This is a genomic window from Alteromonas sp. AWM4_230 (genome assembly GCF_056158305.1).
In genome coordinates this window covers 1,336,019-1,355,663 of record NZ_JBSWTB010000001.1, presented here as the reverse complement: position 1 = coordinate 1,355,663, position 19,645 = coordinate 1,336,019, and the positions used below count along the sequence as shown (strand labels likewise).

Genomic DNA, 19,645 nt, shown 5'->3' with positions numbered 1-19,645 from the left:
TTCTGTTATTGTGTTTATTACAAATTGTCATTTTTAAATAACAACATTTTTACCCTACAACCGTTATTGCCTGTTTTCATCAATGGCTATTTGATAACAAGGAAATAAATACAATGAACATCAAAAAATTTAGCCTTACCATGCTAGCTGTTGGTATCAGCCTGTCGTCTTTTGCTAGCGAAGCAAAAGGTCACCCTAACCTTATTCTTACCGAGCCTGGCGTAGAAAGAATGAGAGACAACTTGGGTGAAGTTCCGCTGTTTGATAAAAGCTTGGCAATCGTTAAGCAAGAAGTAGACGTCGAAATTGCAATGGGTATTGATACGCCCATCCCTAAAGACTTTTCAGGTGGTTACACCCACCAGCGCCATAAACAAAACTTCTTCATTGCGCAAAAAGCAGGCGTACTCTATCAAGTATTAGAAGAAGAAAAATACGCTAAATACATCCGTGACATGTTGTTTCAATATGAAGCCATGTACAAAGACTTACCTTTGCACCCGCAAGAGCGTTCGTACTCTCGTGGAAAACTTTTCTGGCAATGCTTAAACGACAGCAACTGGCTGGTTTACATGAGCCAAGCTTATGATGCTATTTACGATTACCTTTCTGCTGAAGAACGCAAAACACTAGAGGACAACCTCTTCCGTCCGTTTGCCGATTTCATTTCATTAGAAAACCCACAATTTTTTAACCGCGTTCACAATCACAGTACTTGGGGCATCGCTGCCGTAGGCATGATTGGCCTTGTTATGAACGATGAAGAGCTTATTCAACGCGCGCTTTATGGTATTGAAGATGATGGCTTAGAAGTAGGTGGTAAAGACAACGATGGCGGCACTATTAAAGTAGAAGGTCAGCGTAAGGGCTTTTTTGCTAATTTAGAAGAGCCCTTCTCTCCTGATGGCTACTATACCGAAGGCCCTTACTATCAGCGCTATGCAATGTATCCTTTCCTAATACTTGCGCTGGCTATGGAGAACAATCGTCCAGACTTAAAAGTGCTACAGCATAAAGACAATGTATTGTTAAAAGGTATCGATGCGCTTCTTAATTTGTCTGACGCAGATGGCGAATTTTTCCCGCTTAACGATGCTCAAAAGGGCATGTCTTATAAGAAAGCCTCTTTGGTAACTGCAGTCGATCTCGCCTACTTTTACGGAGAAAAAGATCCTCGCTTGCTAAGCGTGGTAGAGAAGCAAGGACAAGTGCTTCTCCAAGAGTCGGGGCTTGAAGCCGCTATTGATATTCGAGATGGCAAAGCAGTTCCTTTTGTAAAGTCTTCCGTGAATTTAAGTGATGGCCCGAACGGTGACCAAGGGGGTGTAGGCATTTTGCGTTATGGCAATGAAGACCTAACGCTGGTGTTTAAATATGCCGCTCAGGGTTTAAGTCACGGCCACTACGATAAGTTGTCGTTCTCTTTATATGAAAAAGGTGAGGAAGTCCTGCAAGATTATGGTCTAGCTCGCTTTGTGAATATAGGTCAAAAAGGCGGTGGTAACTATCTAAAAGAAAACACTACGTGGGCTAAAACAACCATTGCACATAATACCCTATCAATAAATGGCACAAAGCATTTCGACGGGAAGTATGAGGTTGCCAGCCAGCATCACTCAGAACTTTTCACTTTCGACGCAGAAAATGACAATGTAAAAGTGGTTAGTGCAACAGAAGAAAATGCCTACCCGGGTACGTTAATGCACCGCACCATGGCAGTGATAAAAGACGAAAACTTTGAAAAGCCGTTTGTACTAGACATTTTACGCGTTGATTCTGACAAGAAAAATCAATACGACCTGCCCTTCTATTACATGGGTCAGATAATCGATAAGAACTTTACTCACGTGTCGCCTACCAGCTTATCACCATTTGGTGAAGACAATGGCTATCAACATTTATTTGTAGAGGGCAAGGGTAACGCGAGTGACGGCAACACTAAGTTCCAGTGGCTTCAGCATGGCAAGTATTATACGCTGACTACGGTTACCAACGCTGAAGACGAGGTGTATTTGACTCGCATCGGCGCAAACGATCCAGACTTCAACCTACGTCGCGACGCGGCGATTACGCTTAGACGAAATGACACCCAAGACACTTTATTTGTTTCTGTGGTAGAGCCTCATGGTTCATACAGCCCAGTAAGTGAATCGTCGATTAACTCAAGAAGCAGTATCAAAAGTCTTGAGGTGGTTTTAGATAGTGACGCGTACACTGCCGTGCGTATTACCGATGTAAAAGGTAACACTCAGCTGTTTATTATCGCTAATAGCAATAATGATAACAGCGCAAAACACAAGGTTGAGATTAACGGTGATAGCTATAGCTGGGTAGGCCCTTACTTTTATATGTAAAAGCCTATAGGTGAAAAGCGCTTCACTCTTATCGCGAAGTAACTTAAAACAAAGCCTCATTAGAGGCTTTGTTCATTTTAAATTCTTACTTTTTACTTTAGCAATGGATATTCCCCCATTTTTCTTATTAATAGCACGCGCTAAAAAGGAATAGCTGGTGGCGCTATTTCAAGGGAGCCCATTACCTATAAAATTTGCCCGTCACTTTCTTGAGCTGAGCATTTTAACTTTAATAACCCTTCTATAATATTTTTACTATACTACCTTTAGTAACTAACAATTGAGCGCACGTATAATTTTTTGGAAAGTTGTGGATATCGAAAATCACCGATGTTCTCCAATCTAATCAAGCTTAAATGGATTTAAACAAATTACATGTCACAACTTTTTCAGACTCTACAGGCAAGAGTTATTATTCTGATTTTAATGATTGCCGTGCCCGGCTTCATTAGCATCTTTTACGATGCATTCGTGGAAAGAGAACAAGCAATAAAGGCTGCAGTTATCCAAGCAGTAAATACCACAAAAACACACTCGAAGATCCAAGCAAACCTCATTGATAAAACACAACATTTTCTAAAGAACTTGGCGCAATTCGATGCAGTGCAGCAGCCTAGTTCACAACAGTGTAGTCGCTTCCTTGCTAACGTGCTTAAAGTAAACAGTAATTATGTAAATCTAGGTGTACCAAGCGCAGATGGTGAATTGTTATGTAATGCCCGAGAATTAAAACGTTCGGTAAACGTTTACGACCGACCTTATATACAACAAGCCATCGCCACCCGTAAATTTTCAATCAGTGAATTTCAAATAGACCGGGCGACAAATTTAACCAGTATTAACTTTGCCTACCCTGTTATAAATTCAAAACAAGGTAATTTAGTCGGTTTGGTTGTAGCTGTTATATCACTCGAGTGGTGGAACGAAATACTTTCTGAGTCTTACCTGCCTGATGCTACCGTGGCATTTATAACTGATAGTGAAAACAAAATTGTGGCAGCATTCCCTGCTAGACAAGAGCTGATTGGCACTCAGCTAGATATAGAAGAAAAGGGTGATAAGAGCGAATATACAGACATAACATTGGGTAATACTGTTTTTCTGACCGAAGACCCTTATCAACGGGTTTATGTAACGCACCCACTATTTGATGATGGGAAGCATATCAACATCACCATTGGTATTCCGCTGAAACATACGTTTGAAGCAATTGATACCAGGTTAACGACAACCACCCTTATATTAGCGTTGATTGTTTTATTTTTCGTCGGTGTTTCAGTATGGCTGATTCGAAAAAACGTTTTGATACCCATAAAAACCCTTTTGAAGTCGACTACAGCGTTGGCCGAAGGTAAAGAAGTTGATGAGACATCGACAAAGGGCAGTATAGAACTAAGAAAGCTTCAGCTACGTTTTGCACAGATGGCTAGAACGCGCCTAGATGCTGAAAAACAACTTATTGATAGTCAAAATTCACTGCAGGAAAGTCGAGATATCTTAGCGAGTCATATTGAAAACACACCTTTAGGGTGCGTTACTTGGGATACTGACTTCATCTGCACTGATTGGAACAAATCGGCTGAGGTGATCTTTGGCTATAGCAAAGAAGAAGCTATAGGTAAGCATGCCTCGGAGCTTGTGGTTCCAATTGAACTGCGTCATGAAATAAATGACGTATTCGAAATACTAGTCGAGGGAAAAAAAACTGTCCGTAGAGTAAACGATAACCTCACTAGACTGCTCGAAACAATCACTTGCGAATGGTACAGCACCCCAATCTTGGACTTCTCTGGCAAAGTAATAAGCGTCGTTTCATTAGTTCAAGACATTACTGTAAACAAACGCTTAGAAGATAAATTAAAGTTATCAGCCAGCGTCTTCTCTCACGCCCGAGAAGGTATCTTTATTACCGATAGCGAATCGAACATTATTGATGTAAACAAAACCTTTGAAGAGATAACTGGCTACTCCCGAAGCGACGTATTAGGCAAGAAGCCCAGTATGTTTAAATCTGGAAAGCAGTCTAAGGAATTTTACGAGAATCTATGGAAATCGATAATCAATGACGGCTATTGGGCGGGAGAAATTTGGAACAAGAGAAAAAACCACGAAATATATGCTCAATTACTAACGGTTAGTGCTGTAAAAGATGATGACGGCACAGTTAAAAATTACATTGCTATTTTTAGCGATATCTCCGAGACAAAAGAACAGCAATATCGTCTTGAGCAGATGGCTCACTACGATATCTTAACTAACTTACCTAACCGCACTCTACTCGCTGAACGTTTGGATAGTGCACTTAGGCAATGTCAGACCGATAAACGCTACGCCGCTGTTGTTTTGCTTGATTTAGACGGGTTCAAAGAGATAAACGATACGTTTGGACACAGCGTGGGAGACGAGCTACTTATTACACTGGCTCACCGCTTCAAAAGCACACTCAACCAGGGAGATACCATTTCCCGTTTTGGTGGAGATGAGTTTGTAGCAGTACTTACCAATTTAAAGCAAGCCCAAGACTTTAGGTCTACTGTAAAGAACATGCTTAGAGCAGCTTCAACCCCGGTTAAATATGGTAAAAATGAACTTAAAGTCTCAGCAAGCATTGGATTAACCGTCTACCCTACTGACGATACCGATGCCGAGCAGCTAATTAGACATGCAGACCAAGCTATGTATTTAGCGAAACAGAAAGGTAAAAACTGTTTCCACCTTTTCGATATCGAGTCAGAAGATGCGATTAAAACTCGCCACGAAACAGTTAAAAATATAGGCAGCGCGCTTAAAAACAATGAATTTGAACTTTACTACCAACCTAAAGTGAATATGCGTACGGGGGAAATCGTTGGCGCAGAAGCGCTGATTCGCTGGCAGCATTCAACCCGCGGGCTTCTTTCTCCGGCAGAGTTTTTACCCTTTATCGAAAATCACCCGCTTAGTATTGATGTTGGCGAATGGGTTATTGAACAATCGTTGCGGCAATACCACCAATGGAAGCAATTGGGCATAGACATCAAAATTAGCGTGAATATTTCTGCATTGCAGATACAACAAAGAAACTTCCCTACTCGTTTAGAACATTTGCTTTCAAAAGTACCCGAAACACCACCTAAAGCAATCCAATTAGAAGTACTTGAAACCAGCAAGCTATCTAATATCAAAAAGGTGTCTGAGATTATGGAAGACTGTGTAAATCTCGGTGTAACCTTTGCCATTGATGATTTTGGAACGGGTTATTCGTCTTTAACTTACTTAAGACGCCTGCCCGCTGAGGTGATTAAAATAGACCAGTCATTCGTTCGCGATATGTTAGTAGACTTAGAAGATAAAACGATTGTTACTGGTGTAATAGCGCTGGCTAATTCATTTAACCGCAGTGTTATCGCTGAAGGTGTGGAAAGTGTTGCCCATGGAGCATCATTATTAGCACTAGGTTGTGAGCTTGCGCAGGGGTTCGGCATAGCACGCCCTATGCCCTCCAAAGCCCTACCTACTTGGGTGGAGCAATGGGAGACAAGGGAAGAGTGGAAATAAGCTTAAGAAGTACCTTCAATATTGTGAGGTATTAGTACTGAGCTTAGTTAAATGGTGTAAACAACGTTGGATAAAGACCAGGGAGCTCGCGCCAGTGCTCGATCACCGGTACGCCTTCAAATGCACTTTTTTCCCCTCTTTCTAAGTGACTTGCGCCCGTGTATTTAACTACTGACATTCCAGCACTTAACGCACCTTCAATGCCTGCATCAGAATCTTCTATAACTAGGCATTTTTCAGGTAATACGCCCATCTTTTCTGCCGCCAACAGAAAAATATCAGGCGCCGGTTTCCCTCTTGTAACTTCAGTACTTGTGGTTACATCGCCATTAAAAATACTGTCTAATGCCGTTGTTTTTAAAGAAAAGGTGACTCGTTCAGGATGACTACTCGTCGCAATACATTTTCTAACCAAAAGACGCTGTAAAATAGCCTCTAAGCCAGGTGTTGGGGTAAGCTCTTCCGCGAACACAGCCAATAGTGCAGTTAGATAATCGTCCTTAAAAGCCACGGGTAGGTTGATGTTAAAGTCTTCGGCTATCTGCGCTTTTGCAGACTCATAACTCTTGCCTAAAAAGTGTCTATCAAAGTAATCACCATCTATTCTAACGCCAAGGTCGTAAAGCATAGAAATAAGCACGCGTTTACACAAAATTTCACTGTCAATAAGTACGCCATCACAGTCGAAAATAACCAACTCGATATCGGTGTTAAGTGCTGTTGGCTTTTTCTGCTCCATAATAATTCCTTGCTTATTTTGCCCGTTGTTTGCCAGATATGCCTTCCATACCTTGCTACGGTTACTGACTAAATCTTGGTTTAAAACATGCTATCTATGTTCTGTCTTTCCGGTGAGCGCTAATGTCCTAACGGCAAAGAAGTACACTATTAACTAATGTTGAGAACCTAATAGTGTACTTGCTATGCGCTCATTGATACCTTGTGTTCAACGCGTCAACAATGCAACTAAGCCGCAGAAGACGACGTTTTTTCTCCCCAAGACAACTCGGGGATGGTTACGCCATCTTTGTCGAAGTGCATAATTTTTTCCTCGGCAACCGTTAGGTTAATGGTGTCTCCGTAAGCGACTTTACAATCCCCATCAGCTTTCACTGTTAACGTACCGGCACCGTCAACATGAACATGCAAAAAGGTTTCGGACCCTAAGTGTTCAATCACGCCAACTCTACCGGTCCACAGGCCTTTTTCTTCGGTAATTCTGAAGTGCTCTGGGCGCACGCCCAAGCTGCACGTCGGGTCACCCGTTTTTGCATCTACGCTAATAAAGTTCATTTTTGGTGAACCGATAAAACCTGCCACGAACTGGTTTACTGGCTTTTGATAAAGCTCTAAAGGCGTACCCACTTGTTCAATAATACCGCCATTAAATACCGCAATACGGTCGGCCATGGTCATGGCTTCAACTTGATCGTGAGTAACATAAATCATGGTGGTATCTAAGCTTTTATGAAGTTCAGATATTTCTAGGCGCATATTAACGCGAAGTGATGCATCTAAGTTCGAAAGCGGCTCATCAAACAAGAACGCTGAAGGCTGGCGTACTATAGCACGTCCAATAGCAACACGCTGGCGCTGTCCGCCCGAAAGCTGACCTGGTTTACGGTCAAGGTAATCGGTAAGGTTAAGCATTTTCGCCGCTTTTTCAATTTTCTGCTCAATGATTGCAGGGTCTACTTTCGCTTGTTTTAGCGGAAACGCAATGTTGTTTCTTACCGACATATGAGGGTAAAGGGCATAAGATTGAAACACCATAGCCAAACCACGCTGGGCGGGCGGCATGTCAGTTGCGTCTTGGTTATCGATTTCGATAGTACCACTTGTGGTATCTTCAAGGCCGGCAATCATGCGAAGTAAGGTTGACTTGCCGCAACCCGACGGCCCAACGAATACAATAAATTCACCATCTCGAATTTCTAAGTCCAGCGGCTTAATCACGTTGACGTCGCCGAAGCTCTTTGTTACTTGTTTTAAGGTAATACTTCCCATTTTGAAGCTCTCCTATTTAACTGCGCCGAAGCTTAAGCCGCGCACTAACTGTTTCTGACTAAACCAACCAAGAATAAGAATGGGCACTACGGCCATTACTGAGGCGGCTGATAATTTTGCGTAAAATAAACCCTCTGGGCTTGAGTAACTGGCAATAAATGCGGTTAAAGGCGCAGCGTTAGCTGCGGTAAGAATGAGTGTCCAAAACGCCTCGTTCCACGCCAAAATAACGTTTAACAATAATGTTGAGGCAATGCCTGGCAGCGCTATCGGCAGCAGCACTTGGAAGATCTCTTGCTTTATTCCCGCGCCATCCATGCGTGCCGCTTCTAATATTTCATTAGGGATTTCTCTAAAGTAGGTATAAAGCATCCACACCATAATAGGCAGGTTAATAAGCGTCATTACAATGACCAAACCAATGCGTGTATCTAATAATCCAAAGTCGCGAAATAGCAGATAAATAGGAATTAACACGCCCACAGGAGGAAGCATTTTGGTCGATAGCATCCACATAAGTAGGTTCTTTGTGCGCTTCGTTTGAACGAAAGCCATAGACCAAGCAGCTGGAATAGCAATAAGCAACCCAAGAAGGCTAGCCCCAAGCGAAATCACAACTGAGTTCATAAAATGGTCGAAATAAGGAGAGCGAGAAAGCACCTCTGCATAGTTCTCTAAGGTCCAATCGAACATAAACAAACTAGGCGAAGCAGAAATGGCCTCTGACTCTGTTTTGAAGCTTGTAATAATCGTCCAAAGAATGGGGAAGAAAATCATCCCGCTTACTGTCCACGCCGCAAAGGTGTAGATAAGTTTTGATTTATTCGTATCTTTAATCGCCATTACTTATCCCTCTAAGTTCTTGCCAATAAGGCGCATTAGGAAAATAGCGACTATGTTGGCAATAACCACTGCCACGATGCCGCCTGCCGAACCACCGCCTACATCAAACTGCAAAAGCGATTGGGTATAAATAAGGTAAGTAATGTTGGTCGATGAATATCCAGGGCCACCGCTGGTCGTTACTAGGATTTCAGCGAAAATAGACAGTAAGAAGATCGTCTCAATGAGGATCACCGCCGTGACCGCACGAGAAAGGTGAGGTAGCACAATATAAACGAACTTGCTCCACGGGCCTGCACCGTCAAGATCTGCCGCTTCTAGCTGCTCTCGGTCAAGCGATTGAATAGCCGTAAGTAAAATCAGTGCAGCAAACGGTAGCCACTGCCACGACACAATGATGATGATTGACAGTAAAGGTAGTTCCGCAAAAAAGTCGATAGGCGTTACGCCAATAAACTCAGCGAAGTGGGCAAACAGACCGTTTACTGGGTTCATAAACATGTTTTTCCATACCAGCGCAGATACCGTAGGCATAACGAAAAATGGCGCTAGCACCATAATACGTACGTAGTTTCGCCCCCATATTGCCTGGTCTAATAAAACCGCTAAGCCAATTCCGCCGCAAATGGTAATAAACAACACACCGCCTACTAGCAGCAAGGTGTTAAAAAATGACTCGATAAACGCGGGGTCAGTTAAAAAGAACTCGTAGTTGAGAAAGCCGATAAATTCGTTATCGCCCGGCATCAGCAAGTTGTAGTCTAAAACCGAGAAATAAAGGGTCATGCATAAAGGCACGATCATCCATGCTAAAAGCAGAGAGACCGAAGGAAAAAGCATGATTTTGGCTAAAGTACGAGATTGTGTGGTCGCCATGACTAGCCCTCTTATAATTATTAAATGGGAAAGTGCAATAAAGCACTTTCCCTGTGGTTAACGCTGTTTATTTTGGGTAGCGCGCTTTGCGCATAGCGCGTTCAACTAAACGCTGTGAGCTTTGCAGTGCTTGGTCTACCGTCATTCGGCCGGTTAACGCGGCGCTAAACTGCTGACCTACTGCGGTACCAATACCTTGGAACTCAGGAATTGCCACAAACTGAATACCTACGTAGGGCACAGGCTCTACTGTTGGTTTTTTCGGGTCTGCAGAATTAATCGAATCTAGGGTAATTTGTGCAAACGGCGCGGCTTCTAAATAAGCGTCGTTCTCATACAATGAGGTACGTGTGCCCGGAGGGACATTCGCCCACCCTTTTTTGTCTGCAACTAAGTTTGAATAGCCCTTTGATGTTGCCCAGCTGATGAACTTCATCGCCGCATCGGTTTTCTTACTGCTTGATGGAATAGCTAAAGTCCAAGCCCATAGCCAATTACCACGTTTACCTAGACCGTTATCAGGAGCAAGCGCGAAACCTACTTTGTCGGCAACTTCAGAGTCTTTTTCATTAGTAACAAAGCCACCCGCTACGGTAGCGTCAATCCACATGCCGCATTTACCGGTTTGGAACAGTGCTAAGTTTTCGTTAAAACCATTGGCTGAAGAACCTGGAGGACCGTATTTCTCCATCACATCTACGTAGTATTCCAGCGTATCTTTCCACGCTTTAGAGTCGAACTGCGGCTTCCAATTTTCGTCGAACCAGCGAGCACCAAAAGAGTTAGACATTGACGTTAATAGCGCAATGTTTTCGCCCCATCCAGCTTTACCGCGAAGACAAATGCCGTATACCCCGGCGTCTTTATCAGTCATTGCTGCAGCAGCTTCTTTGATAAAGCTCCACGTAGGCGCTTTTGGCATTTCTAAGCCCGCTTTTTCCATGAGGTCAGTGCGGTACATCACCATTGAACTTTCACCATAAAACGGCGCTGCATAAAGCTTGTCGTTTACGGAAAGGCCGCTGCGAATAGCAGGCAATAAGTCGTCAATATCGTAATCGTCACCTAGCCCGTTAAGTTCGGTAAGCCAGCCTTGCTTGCCCCAAATTGGTACTTCATAAGTGCCAATTGTCATTACATCGTACTGCCCACCGCTAGTAGCAACGTCGGTAGTAACGCGCTGACGAAGAATGTTTTCTTCTAACGTTACCCATTTGAGGTCGATATCAGGGTGCTGCTTCTCAAACTCGCTGCTAAGCGACTTCATGGTGATCATATCGCCATTATTTACGGTAGCGATGGTGATAGTTTCTGCTTGTGCCGCCGCGTTAATGGTTAGTGCGCTGGCTACAATTAAAGATAGTTTTTTTAACATCGGGTCTCTCCCCTTTGTACTCTTATCAGATATGACTTTCCCCTCCCCGCCCAAATTTGGTTAACGCGGGGATGAAAAAATCCGAGGTATTAAAGTAAGTTAGGTGGTTAGGCAGCGAAGCAATTCAGTGCCTAACCTTTTGTGTTAAAACTTGGTTAGCGATTAAAACTTAACTGAAATTTCAGACGTTAGACCGTCGAAACCTGCGCCAATCTGACCGCCAGAGTTAACGCCTTCGTCTTGGTCTACGTATTCAACTTTCCAAAGGGTACGGTCGTTGATCCAATAGCCCGCTGATACCTGTAGACGAGTAACTTCATTATCTGTTTGCTCAATAAGGTCTGACGTATTTTCAGATTCTGCATAACGTGCAGCAACATATAGCTTCTCTGGAATAATGTACTGCTGCGCTTCTACTACCCAGTATTCAACTGACGAATCAGCTTCAATGACTTGGTTAGAATCGAACGTAGTACCTGTTGGGTCTAACACGCCTTCATTACCGAAGTAAGTGATACCTGCAACAGCATTACCTTCTACGTCTGCAAAGGTATAATCATCAGTTGCTTTACCTAACATTAAAATAACGCTGGTTTGGTCACTTGGCTGATACGCCAAGTTAAGCTGCATAATTGATTGATTAAGCCCTGGTAGTGCACCTACGTGAGTATCACGTTCACTAGAGGCAGACGCAGAAAAGTTATAGTTTTCACCGTCACCAAAACGATAGTTGGTAGTGGTAACGCCATCTAAGCTGGCAAGACCGTTTTCGAATTCAAGTTGCTCGCCTTGATTAGCATTGAAGAAGTTAAGACCGGCTTTAAAGCCACCTTCAAATTCCAAGGTACCTTGCAAACGGTAGTTGTAGCCGCGATCTTCCTGAAAAGCTTCACCAAAGCTTGACGTAGTCATGTGACCAGCCACATTGTAAGAGCGAAGAATGCCGCTATCGAAGGTTTCGGTGTAGCTTAGCTGAATACCGTTTTCGGCAGTGGCGTAGTCGTTAATGCCGTTACCGATAAGTGCGTTACCTTGGTTGTCCGCACCGTCTTGGAAACCTTTAAACTGGAAAGGAGAAGCACCTATGTTGCCCACACGCAGAATAAGGCTAGCGTTCTCTTTTTCATAGCCAGTCAGTCCAAACATATCAAACTCGACACCGGCAAAATCTTGGTGGAATGAGAAGTCTCTGTCGCCATTATTACCGAAGTCATTTGGCTCTTCTGCGATATCAATATCGGCAGTTATGTTTTCGGTAATTTTGAACTTAAACATTAAGTTAACGCGAAGGCGTCCGAATCCGTCAGACTGAGTTTCATCTTCTGGGCGAAACGCACCATCTTTGGCTTGGATAGCTTGGTAGTTCTGCATAGCTAAGAAGTTAACTTGCACTCGTCCATCAAGAAATTCATTGGGTTCACTAGGTGGTACGTACATCGGCTTTTCTTGGCTTAGCTCTTGCGCCATACCTAACGTTGGCACGGTGGCCGCCAATACAGCGGCAGCGATCAGACTTAAAGATGCGCGTTTAGCGAACTTAGTTGATTGCGTCACGTGTTTCGTTGTATCTAGTCCCATTGTGAACCCTCTATTATTCTTTCGTAATTGTGTGGAGTGTAATTTTTGAAGAGTCTTCGTATCTTGGAGAAATCGGGAAAACATCACCAAAACCCAAATGCTCACATAAAGATCAAATGCTCAACATGAGAGAATATGACCACTGTTTGTTACCCCCCGTCAACCAAAAAATTAACAAGTTTTTATCAATGCATAGCGAAAACATCACAAGCAATTGATATTAAAGAGCTTTAAATTGTTAACTTTAATTGTAAATTTTCAAAATTTAATAAAAAGTAAAATCACTTTTTACACAACCTTACCTTTAAAGGCTATCAAAAGGGTTATTTTTGATTACAAATATTGAAAAAATAAAGCAAGAATAATCAAAAGAACAATGCAAGAGCATTTGCACCATATTGAGATTATCGGGAAGCATCGCTAAATTTTGTACTGTTGTCGTGTCTAGGCGAGGATGAGTGGGTAGATAAAAGCGGGTATGCCATACTGGGCTCGTTCCGCTTTTGATCCGGCCAGAAGGTGATTTATGCTCAAAAATGTAAAGGTATTGCTAATTCATGGCATGCTGTCATTGCTACTCTTTTCACACGTCTCTCTTGCACTGGGAACCGACGCCAATTCGCTAGCCCGCCCCGCATTTGATAAACGCTTAAGCACGGTGAAATATCCATTCGATGTAAAAATGTTTAGCTTCTCTTCACAGGGGATCGATCTTGAAATGGCTTATATGTTTTTGCCCCCTAAAAAAGACAAGCCGGTTGTAACACTTTTTCACGGCAAAAATTTCAACGGCTCTTATTGGGAAAGTACAGCTCGCCTTCTGCAAAGCCAGGGCTATGGTGTGCTTATACCCGAACAAATAGGCTTTGGAAAATCGTCTAAACCTACACAATATCAATACAGTTTTGCCACGCTTGCGAACAATACGCGACAATTGATGCAGTCTTTAAACATCGAAAAAAGTATTATTGTAGGGCACTCCATGGGCGGCATGTTAGCTACGCGATTTGCATTGCTTTCCCCCGACACAAGCGAAAGCCTTATTTTGATAAACCCCATAGGTTTAGAAAACTACTTGCTGTATGAAAGTTACACCGACATTGAAACGGTATACCAAAGTGAGCTTAAGAAAACGCCAGAGATGATCGTTAATTATCAAACAAAAAACTATTATGATGGGGCGTGGAACAACACATATGCCGAGCATGCCGAGTTTTTACAAGGGTGGATAAACGGCCCAGACTGGCAAACGCTAGCGCGCGTTAATGCCCTAACCTACGATATGATATTCACGCAACCAGTTATTGAAGAGTTTGATAGTTTAACCCTGCCAACCACACTATTATTAGGTACCCGCGATCGCACAGCGCCTGGTAGTGCTAATAAACATGACGACGTAAGTAGAGAGTTAGGTCGCTACGACAGGTTAGGCAATGAAGTAAAAGCACGCAATTCAAACATCCATGTTGTTGAATTAGAAGGGTTAGGGCACCTGCCCCACATTGAAGCTTTTGAGCGATTTAAGGTGCCATTTTTAGACGCATTACATGACTAATTTCCACGTAGTCATTACTTTCTAGAAAACCGATAGTAAATTTCTGGGGCGCATTAAGGTATTTTTCTTTGCCTTTGCGCCCAAATCCGATAACGGTTCATTACTGTTATAAAAGGGCGTTATTTAACGCCCTGAAATACCAGCTTTTGAACTCGTCTACCCGTATTAACTTCGGTGGTGTACAAGTTTCCTTCGCTATCGGTATCAATACTGTGTAGCCAAATAAATTGACCTGGATAGCGGCCGTTTTTACCTATCGAACCTAGCTTTTCATGAGATTTTCTATCGTAAATCCAAATACGCCCATTCATCATGTCGGCAACGTAAAAGTATTTTCCGTCGGGTGAAAATGCCACATCAGTTGCTGTACCTAACCCCCCGGTTTCTGGCCGTACGGCAAAGTTTTTTACAAAGCGGATATCTCCGCTTTTTTCCCGTTTAAATATTTGAAGGCGGTTGTTTCGACGGTCACATACATAAATAAATTCGTCGCGGTCTTGATTTATACAATGCACGATATTCCCAAACAAAGGATTTTCCGGGTCTATTCCCTGCTTTTGCGGCTGAGTAGCTTGGGACTGATCGAAATCTCCTTCGCGAGTGGGCCCTAATGGCTTTTCTCCATAAGCACCAAGCACGTGAGTGGCCTTCTCTTTCTCAACATCAAAACTTGCAATGCGCGCATTGATATAGCCATCTGCAATCACTAACTCGTTGTGTGTACTGTCCATGAACATATCTGCGGGGTTACCCAAAGTATGCAGGTCCATATTGCCGTTGGTCTGCCCTCGCCTACCTATGCCTTTCACAAACTCGCCATCAAAAGTAAAACCCACAGACACATGGTCATCTTTGCCGTTGCCAGCTAACCAAACCGTGTCATTCTCATCAACATACAGCCCGTGTACGTTTACCGGCCATTGGTTTACACCGTCAATCGTAGGCGCATTGTTTTCACCGCCCCATGCTGTAGCTACCTCGCCATCGGGCGTAAAACGAATAACATGGGGGGCTGGTTCACAACACACCGCAGTAGGAGGTGTTGCAACAAGCCCTGTATCGGTTTTACCCAGAGAGTTGGGACGCTGCAATATCCACACGTGATCATATTTATCGATAGAAAGACCCGACACCTGCCCTAACATCCAGGTTTCTGGCAACGATGGCCAACTTGCATCAACGCTAAATCGAGGCAGAGGCTTGTTATCTACCGGATAGGTGACCATAGGGATAAGCGGCGCTTTATTTTCTAATAACGAAGCGCTTTTTACTGTTTCGTTCCCATCTGATGGAGACGCGACTTGTGTCGCTTTGGCATAGGACGAACTCCACAACATAGGAGAAGTGATTAACGTGATGACACAAAAAGAGCGAGCAATTGACGTGGTCATTAGGTTTCCAATTGAAGAGAGCATTTTAAACGGTAAACACAAACACCATGCTGCTAAGTTACCGACACTATTGCAATAGAAACAGCCAAGTTGTACGAAAATCACGCTAAAACGAAAAGCGCCGGGCAACTCGACGTTAACCCGGCGAAAAAGGTGTAGCAGTCACCTTAATCTGCTTCTATCTCACCCTCTTCAATAGCGACAACACGACGTGCTTCAACGTAGGTTTTAATAGCCCAAAGTGTTTCTTGATCTAGGATAGGATCGGTTTGACCTTCAGGAATACCGCCAAGTGCGGGCATGCCTTTCGCCGAGCCAAAACGCAAGCGCTCAACGAACCATTCGTCGTCTTCAAAGCTTTCTGGGTCGAGTTCACGAAGGTCTGGGTTTATTCCGCCAGACTGCGCGTGCAAGCCGTGACAACCTGCACAGTTATTTGCATAAGCTGACTCACCAAACTTGATGACCTTCGTTTTGGTTTCTTCATCAAGGCTTCGATATGGGTTTTCAAACACCCAGCCATTTTCAGACTCATCGCCATCAGTGATTGGCGGCATAGCTGAGCTATCTGCTCCTTGAGGGATAACATTTCCATGTGCAAACACGTGGCCAGACAAGCCAGTTACCACGAGTGCCGCAAACAACATCGATATTTTTGTTTTCATAATTCATACATCCTCAAAAGACTATGAATTAAGTATACGTACGAGGAAATAAGGGGTAACTCTACTTTGGTTTCGAAAGGCTCCTCCTTTGGTAGGAGTCCACAATGATAGCCTCTGAAAGCGCAAGCTTTACCGTAGCTGCTTCAACGTCAGAGCTAAAGTCAGAGTCGAAATAACGTCCATAAGAATGATAAAGACTTACCTTGCAACAGGTTAATGAATAGGTGATGAAAAAAGGCCAGCGCACGTAGGCGCTGGCCATGTATTAATCACTATTTACTGCTCAGCTAAGATTAGTTTTTTGCCACCTGCTGATAGCGCTTGGGCAATTTAAACGTCCACACTGTGCCGCCTTGGTTGAAGTGCTTCACGCGTTTTGCAACTTCACCGCCCCATAATGGCACTGCGCCGCCCCATCCTGATAGTACAGAGATGTACTGCTCACCATCCATTTCCCATGTCACTGGAGAGCCAACAATACCTGAGCCAGTTTGGAACTTGTAAACCATTTCGCCAGTTTTGTCGTCAAAGGCCATAAGATAACCTTCAGGGTTACCGGTCCAAACCAAACCACCACCTGTAGTTAACACACCGCCCCAAAGTGGAGAGAAGTTGTTGTAGCGCCAAACGGTTTTACCTGTTTTAGGGTCAATCGCTTTAAGCACACCGATAAAGTCCTCATTCACTGATTTGATGGTGAAACCCGCACCTAGGTACGCTGCACCTTTCTTGTAAGAGGTAGGCTCGTTCCAGATATCCATTTCCCATTCGTTTGAAGGCACATAAAAGAGTTCAGTATCCTTTGAATAGGCCATTGGCATCCAGTTTTTACCACCTAAGAACGCAGGACGCGCTACGACCTGTGCACCTTGTTTACCATCGGCTGATTGCGCTGGGCTTCCTGGACGATTTTCTTCAATGTAGATAGGTCGACCTTTTTCATCTAGCCCCTTTGCCCAGTTTAATTTATCAACAAACGGAAAGCCGCGAATGAAGTCACCGTTTTCGCGGTTAAGGACGTAGAAAAAGCCGTTTCTGTCGGCGGTTGCCGCCGCTTTCACTGTCTTGCCGTTTTCCTTGTAGTCAAACGAGATAAGCTCGTTTACGCCATCGAAGTCCCAGCCATCGTGCGGCGTGGTTTGGAAGTGCCAAACAATTTTTCCTGTATTAGGGTCGATAGCTAAGCGCGACGACGAGAAGTAGTTATCGCCCGGACGTAGGTGAGAGTTCCACGGTGCAGGGTTACCCGTACCGAAGAATAGCAAGCCTGTATCTGAGTCGTAAGTGCCGCCTAGCCAGGTTGCTGCACCACCGGTTTTCCATAAATCAGCAGGCCATGTTTTGCCTGGCGCGCCGCCTGAAATTCCATTTTCGGTTTTCTTACCGTCTTTCCATAAGTACCCCATGTGCCCTTCAACGGTAGGTCTAACCCATAGCTGTTTGCCAGACTTCGCGTCGTAAGCATACACTTTACCGACGATACCGAATTCACCACCGGAGATGCCTGTAATGACTTTTCCGTCAACAACAATAGGCGCTGCAGTAATGGCGTAGCCCGCTCGGTAGTCTTCAACTTTTTTCTTCCAAACGGTTTTGCCCGTGTCTTTATCCAGTGCTACTAGCTTGGCGTCCAAGGTGCCAAATATGACCAGATTATCGTAAAGCGCAACGCCACGGTTTATAACGTCACAGCAAGGCATAATGCCGTCTGGCAAACGCGCCTCATATTGCCATAATTCTTCACCCGTTCTCGCATCGATGGCCCACACACGAGAGTAAGATCCGGTTACATACATCACACCATCTTTTACCAGAGGCTGCGATTCTTGCCCTCGCTGCTTTTCACCACCTAATGAGAACGCCCACACGGGACGCACTTCTTCTACTGTATCGCGGTTAATGGCGGTTAGCGGGCTATAGCGCTGAGCTTTCAGGCCCATTCCATACGTCACTACGTCGTCAGTGGTAACGTGGTCATTTTGAATATCTTTGTCGGTGACAACAGCATGGACAGGAGTTAACGCACTTGCACAAACCAGCATAGATAGGGCAAGTTTTTTAATTGGCATATTATTATTCATAACGGTTCCTAGTTGCATGTAGGCCATAAATGGTCTGTTTCAGACTATTCGTTAGGATTAGCATAGCTAGGGGGGATGTCGATGCCTATGCAACAGCGGAGTGATTTGACTCCTCCTTTAGGAGGAGGAATGAAGGGCTATTTTCCCTTTTGATCAATGCCTTTATGCTTTCACGTCTTTTTAAAGTAAAGCGTTACTGATGACGGCGCTAGAGGTAAGAAGGCGGTTGGTCATAGAGTTATTGCCTAAAGTACTATCGCGCTGAATGCTATTGGTCAGATGCTTTTATACTGAATTATCTTAATCTGAACGCTCTTGCCCCGCAAAATAGGGCGGCATCTCATAAATGGTTTTGTATTTCTCAAATAGCCGTTGCATATCGCCCTCGACCACCATTCGCGTAATTACATCACCAATTTCATAGCCTAGCGCGCGATAATTAGTATGAACAGCAAGTCCTATATCCCACTTTTGCTTTCCAATAAGCGGAAACGCGTTGCTTGCAAGGCGATATTGCTCATTATCAACAAACTGACTGAGGTAGGATATTTGCGAGCGCAATCCCATTACCGCTTCGACGGTTCCCGCTTTCATCGCGTCAAACGCTTCTGCGTTTGAGCCATAGTGCGATGTTTTTTCTCGCAATCGGCCGCCAAACGCTGACGTTAAGTAAAAGTGGGGAATGCTGTCTATTTCCGCCCCAATCGTGTGATACTGAAACATGCCCATGGTTTCCACTTCGGGCAAGGTTTGCGTGTTATGAATGATTTGCCAGCTTTCACGCTGATAGGGGGCAAACATATGAACGAGCTCATTAACCAACAAGCCCACGTCGTCACGTTTTTGAGAAAAGCTTGGGTCGTAAGGCGCGCGCATCATCACATCAGCCTTGATGCGATGAATTATATGGCCCTTCCATAGGTAATTTCTGAAATCGTCCTCTGTCGTTTCACCTGGTGTCATCCATATCAGTTCTAGCTCAACATCAAGGGCGCTCGCGATTTCACGAGCGATATCAATATCAATACCTGTGGGGCTGTCGTTTTCAATAAATGAAAATGGAGGATAGTCGGTGTACACCGCAATTCTAATTAAACCGCTGTCTTTAATATCGTCTAACGACCTCGCTTCCCCGAACGCAGAAAGCGCAGAACCCGTTATCAGGCAGAGTAAAATGAAAATAACTCGAAAAGGTTTAACTAACTGCACAGCTTACCCACTTATTCAATCGAACTTCTTAAGCATACTAAGGGGTTAGCGTGATTTTACTAATGCTACTTTAGCGCCATAGCATTCCTCCTTTAGGAGGATGTTCTTCGGGAAAATTGCCATATACCCTTATGTCAGACAAACAGATATCAGCAAAAGCATGCAGCTGAGCTC

At 44.0% G+C, this 19,645-nt stretch carries 13 protein-coding genes; 3 read left to right on the top strand and 10 right to left on the bottom strand.

The window, feature by feature from the left end; all coding sequences use genetic code 11:
- Positions 1-113: 113 nt before the first annotated feature.
- Both ACXACS_RS05775 and ACXACS_RS05770 read left to right on the top strand, forming a co-directional pair.
- Entirely contained in the window at positions 114-2,354 is a 2,241-nt protein-coding gene (locus ACXACS_RS05775; protein WP_474805047.1) for an alginate lyase family protein, read from the top strand.
- Positions 2,355-2,729: 375 nt separating this feature from the next.
- The gene (locus ACXACS_RS05770; RefSeq protein WP_474805045.1) at positions 2,730-5,891 is read left to right on the top strand and encodes a bifunctional diguanylate cyclase/phosphodiesterase; all 3,162 of its coding nucleotides are present in this window, start codon (positions 2,730-2,732) and stop codon (positions 5,889-5,891) included.
- Between the two features lie 43 nt (positions 5,892-5,934).
- Here ACXACS_RS05770 and ACXACS_RS05765 read toward each other — a convergent pair whose 3' ends face one another.
- From ACXACS_RS05765 to ACXACS_RS05740, 6 genes are all read right to left on the bottom strand, one after another.
- The gene (locus ACXACS_RS05765; RefSeq protein WP_474805044.1) at positions 5,935-6,630 is read right to left on the bottom strand and encodes an HAD family hydrolase; all 696 of its coding nucleotides are present in this window, start codon (positions 6,628-6,630) and stop codon (positions 5,935-5,937) included.
- Between the two features lie 227 nt (positions 6,631-6,857).
- On the bottom strand, positions 6,858-7,898 hold the full coding sequence (locus ACXACS_RS05760; RefSeq protein WP_474805043.1) for an ABC transporter ATP-binding protein: 1,041 nt from the start codon (positions 7,896-7,898) through the stop codon (positions 6,858-6,860).
- Positions 7,899-7,910: 12 nt separating this feature from the next.
- The gene (locus ACXACS_RS05755; RefSeq protein WP_474805041.1) at positions 7,911-8,741 is read right to left on the bottom strand and encodes a carbohydrate ABC transporter permease; all 831 of its coding nucleotides are present in this window, start codon (positions 8,739-8,741) and stop codon (positions 7,911-7,913) included.
- Positions 8,742-8,744: 3 nt separating this feature from the next.
- Positions 8,745-9,617: a carbohydrate ABC transporter permease gene (locus ACXACS_RS05750; protein WP_071952603.1), complete on the bottom strand. Its 873-nt coding sequence runs from the start codon at positions 9,615-9,617 to the stop codon at positions 8,745-8,747.
- A 67-nt stretch (positions 9,618-9,684) separates the two neighbouring features.
- Positions 9,685-10,992, bottom strand: a complete 1,308-nt coding sequence (locus ACXACS_RS05745) for an ABC transporter substrate-binding protein (RefSeq protein ID WP_474805039.1) — start codon at positions 10,990-10,992, stop codon at positions 9,685-9,687.
- Positions 10,993-11,154: 162 nt separating this feature from the next.
- The gene (locus ACXACS_RS05740) at positions 11,155-12,429 is read right to left on the bottom strand and encodes a hypothetical protein (RefSeq protein ID WP_474809212.1); all 1,275 of its coding nucleotides are present in this window, start codon (positions 12,427-12,429) and stop codon (positions 11,155-11,157) included.
- A gap of 667 nt (positions 12,430-13,096) precedes the next feature.
- Between ACXACS_RS05740 and ACXACS_RS05735 the strand changes: the two genes are divergently transcribed.
- Entirely contained in the window at positions 13,097-14,125 is a 1,029-nt protein-coding gene (locus ACXACS_RS05735; RefSeq protein ID WP_474805037.1) for an alpha/beta fold hydrolase, read from the top strand.
- Positions 14,126-14,244: 119 nt separating this feature from the next.
- On the opposite strand, the gene ACXACS_RS05730 is transcribed toward ACXACS_RS05735, so the two are convergent.
- The 4 genes from ACXACS_RS05730 to ACXACS_RS05715 form a co-directional block, all read right to left on the bottom strand.
- The gene (locus tag ACXACS_RS05730; RefSeq protein WP_474805035.1) at positions 14,245-15,516 is read right to left on the bottom strand and encodes a beta-propeller fold lactonase family protein; all 1,272 of its coding nucleotides are present in this window, start codon (positions 15,514-15,516) and stop codon (positions 14,245-14,247) included.
- Between the two features lie 167 nt (positions 15,517-15,683).
- The gene (gene pedF / locus ACXACS_RS05725) at positions 15,684-16,181 is read right to left on the bottom strand and encodes a cytochrome c-550 PedF (RefSeq protein ID WP_014980237.1); all 498 of its coding nucleotides are present in this window, start codon (positions 16,179-16,181) and stop codon (positions 15,684-15,686) included.
- A gap of 293 nt (positions 16,182-16,474) precedes the next feature.
- A complete protein-coding gene (locus ACXACS_RS05720; protein WP_474805033.1) occupies positions 16,475-18,262 on the bottom strand; it encodes a PQQ-dependent methanol/ethanol family dehydrogenase in 1,788 nt (595 codons plus the stop codon).
- 300 nt (positions 18,263-18,562) lie between these two features.
- A complete protein-coding gene (locus ACXACS_RS05715) occupies positions 18,563-19,471 on the bottom strand; it encodes a substrate-binding periplasmic protein (RefSeq protein WP_474805031.1) in 909 nt (302 codons plus the stop codon).
- Positions 19,472-19,645 lie beyond the last annotated feature (174 nt).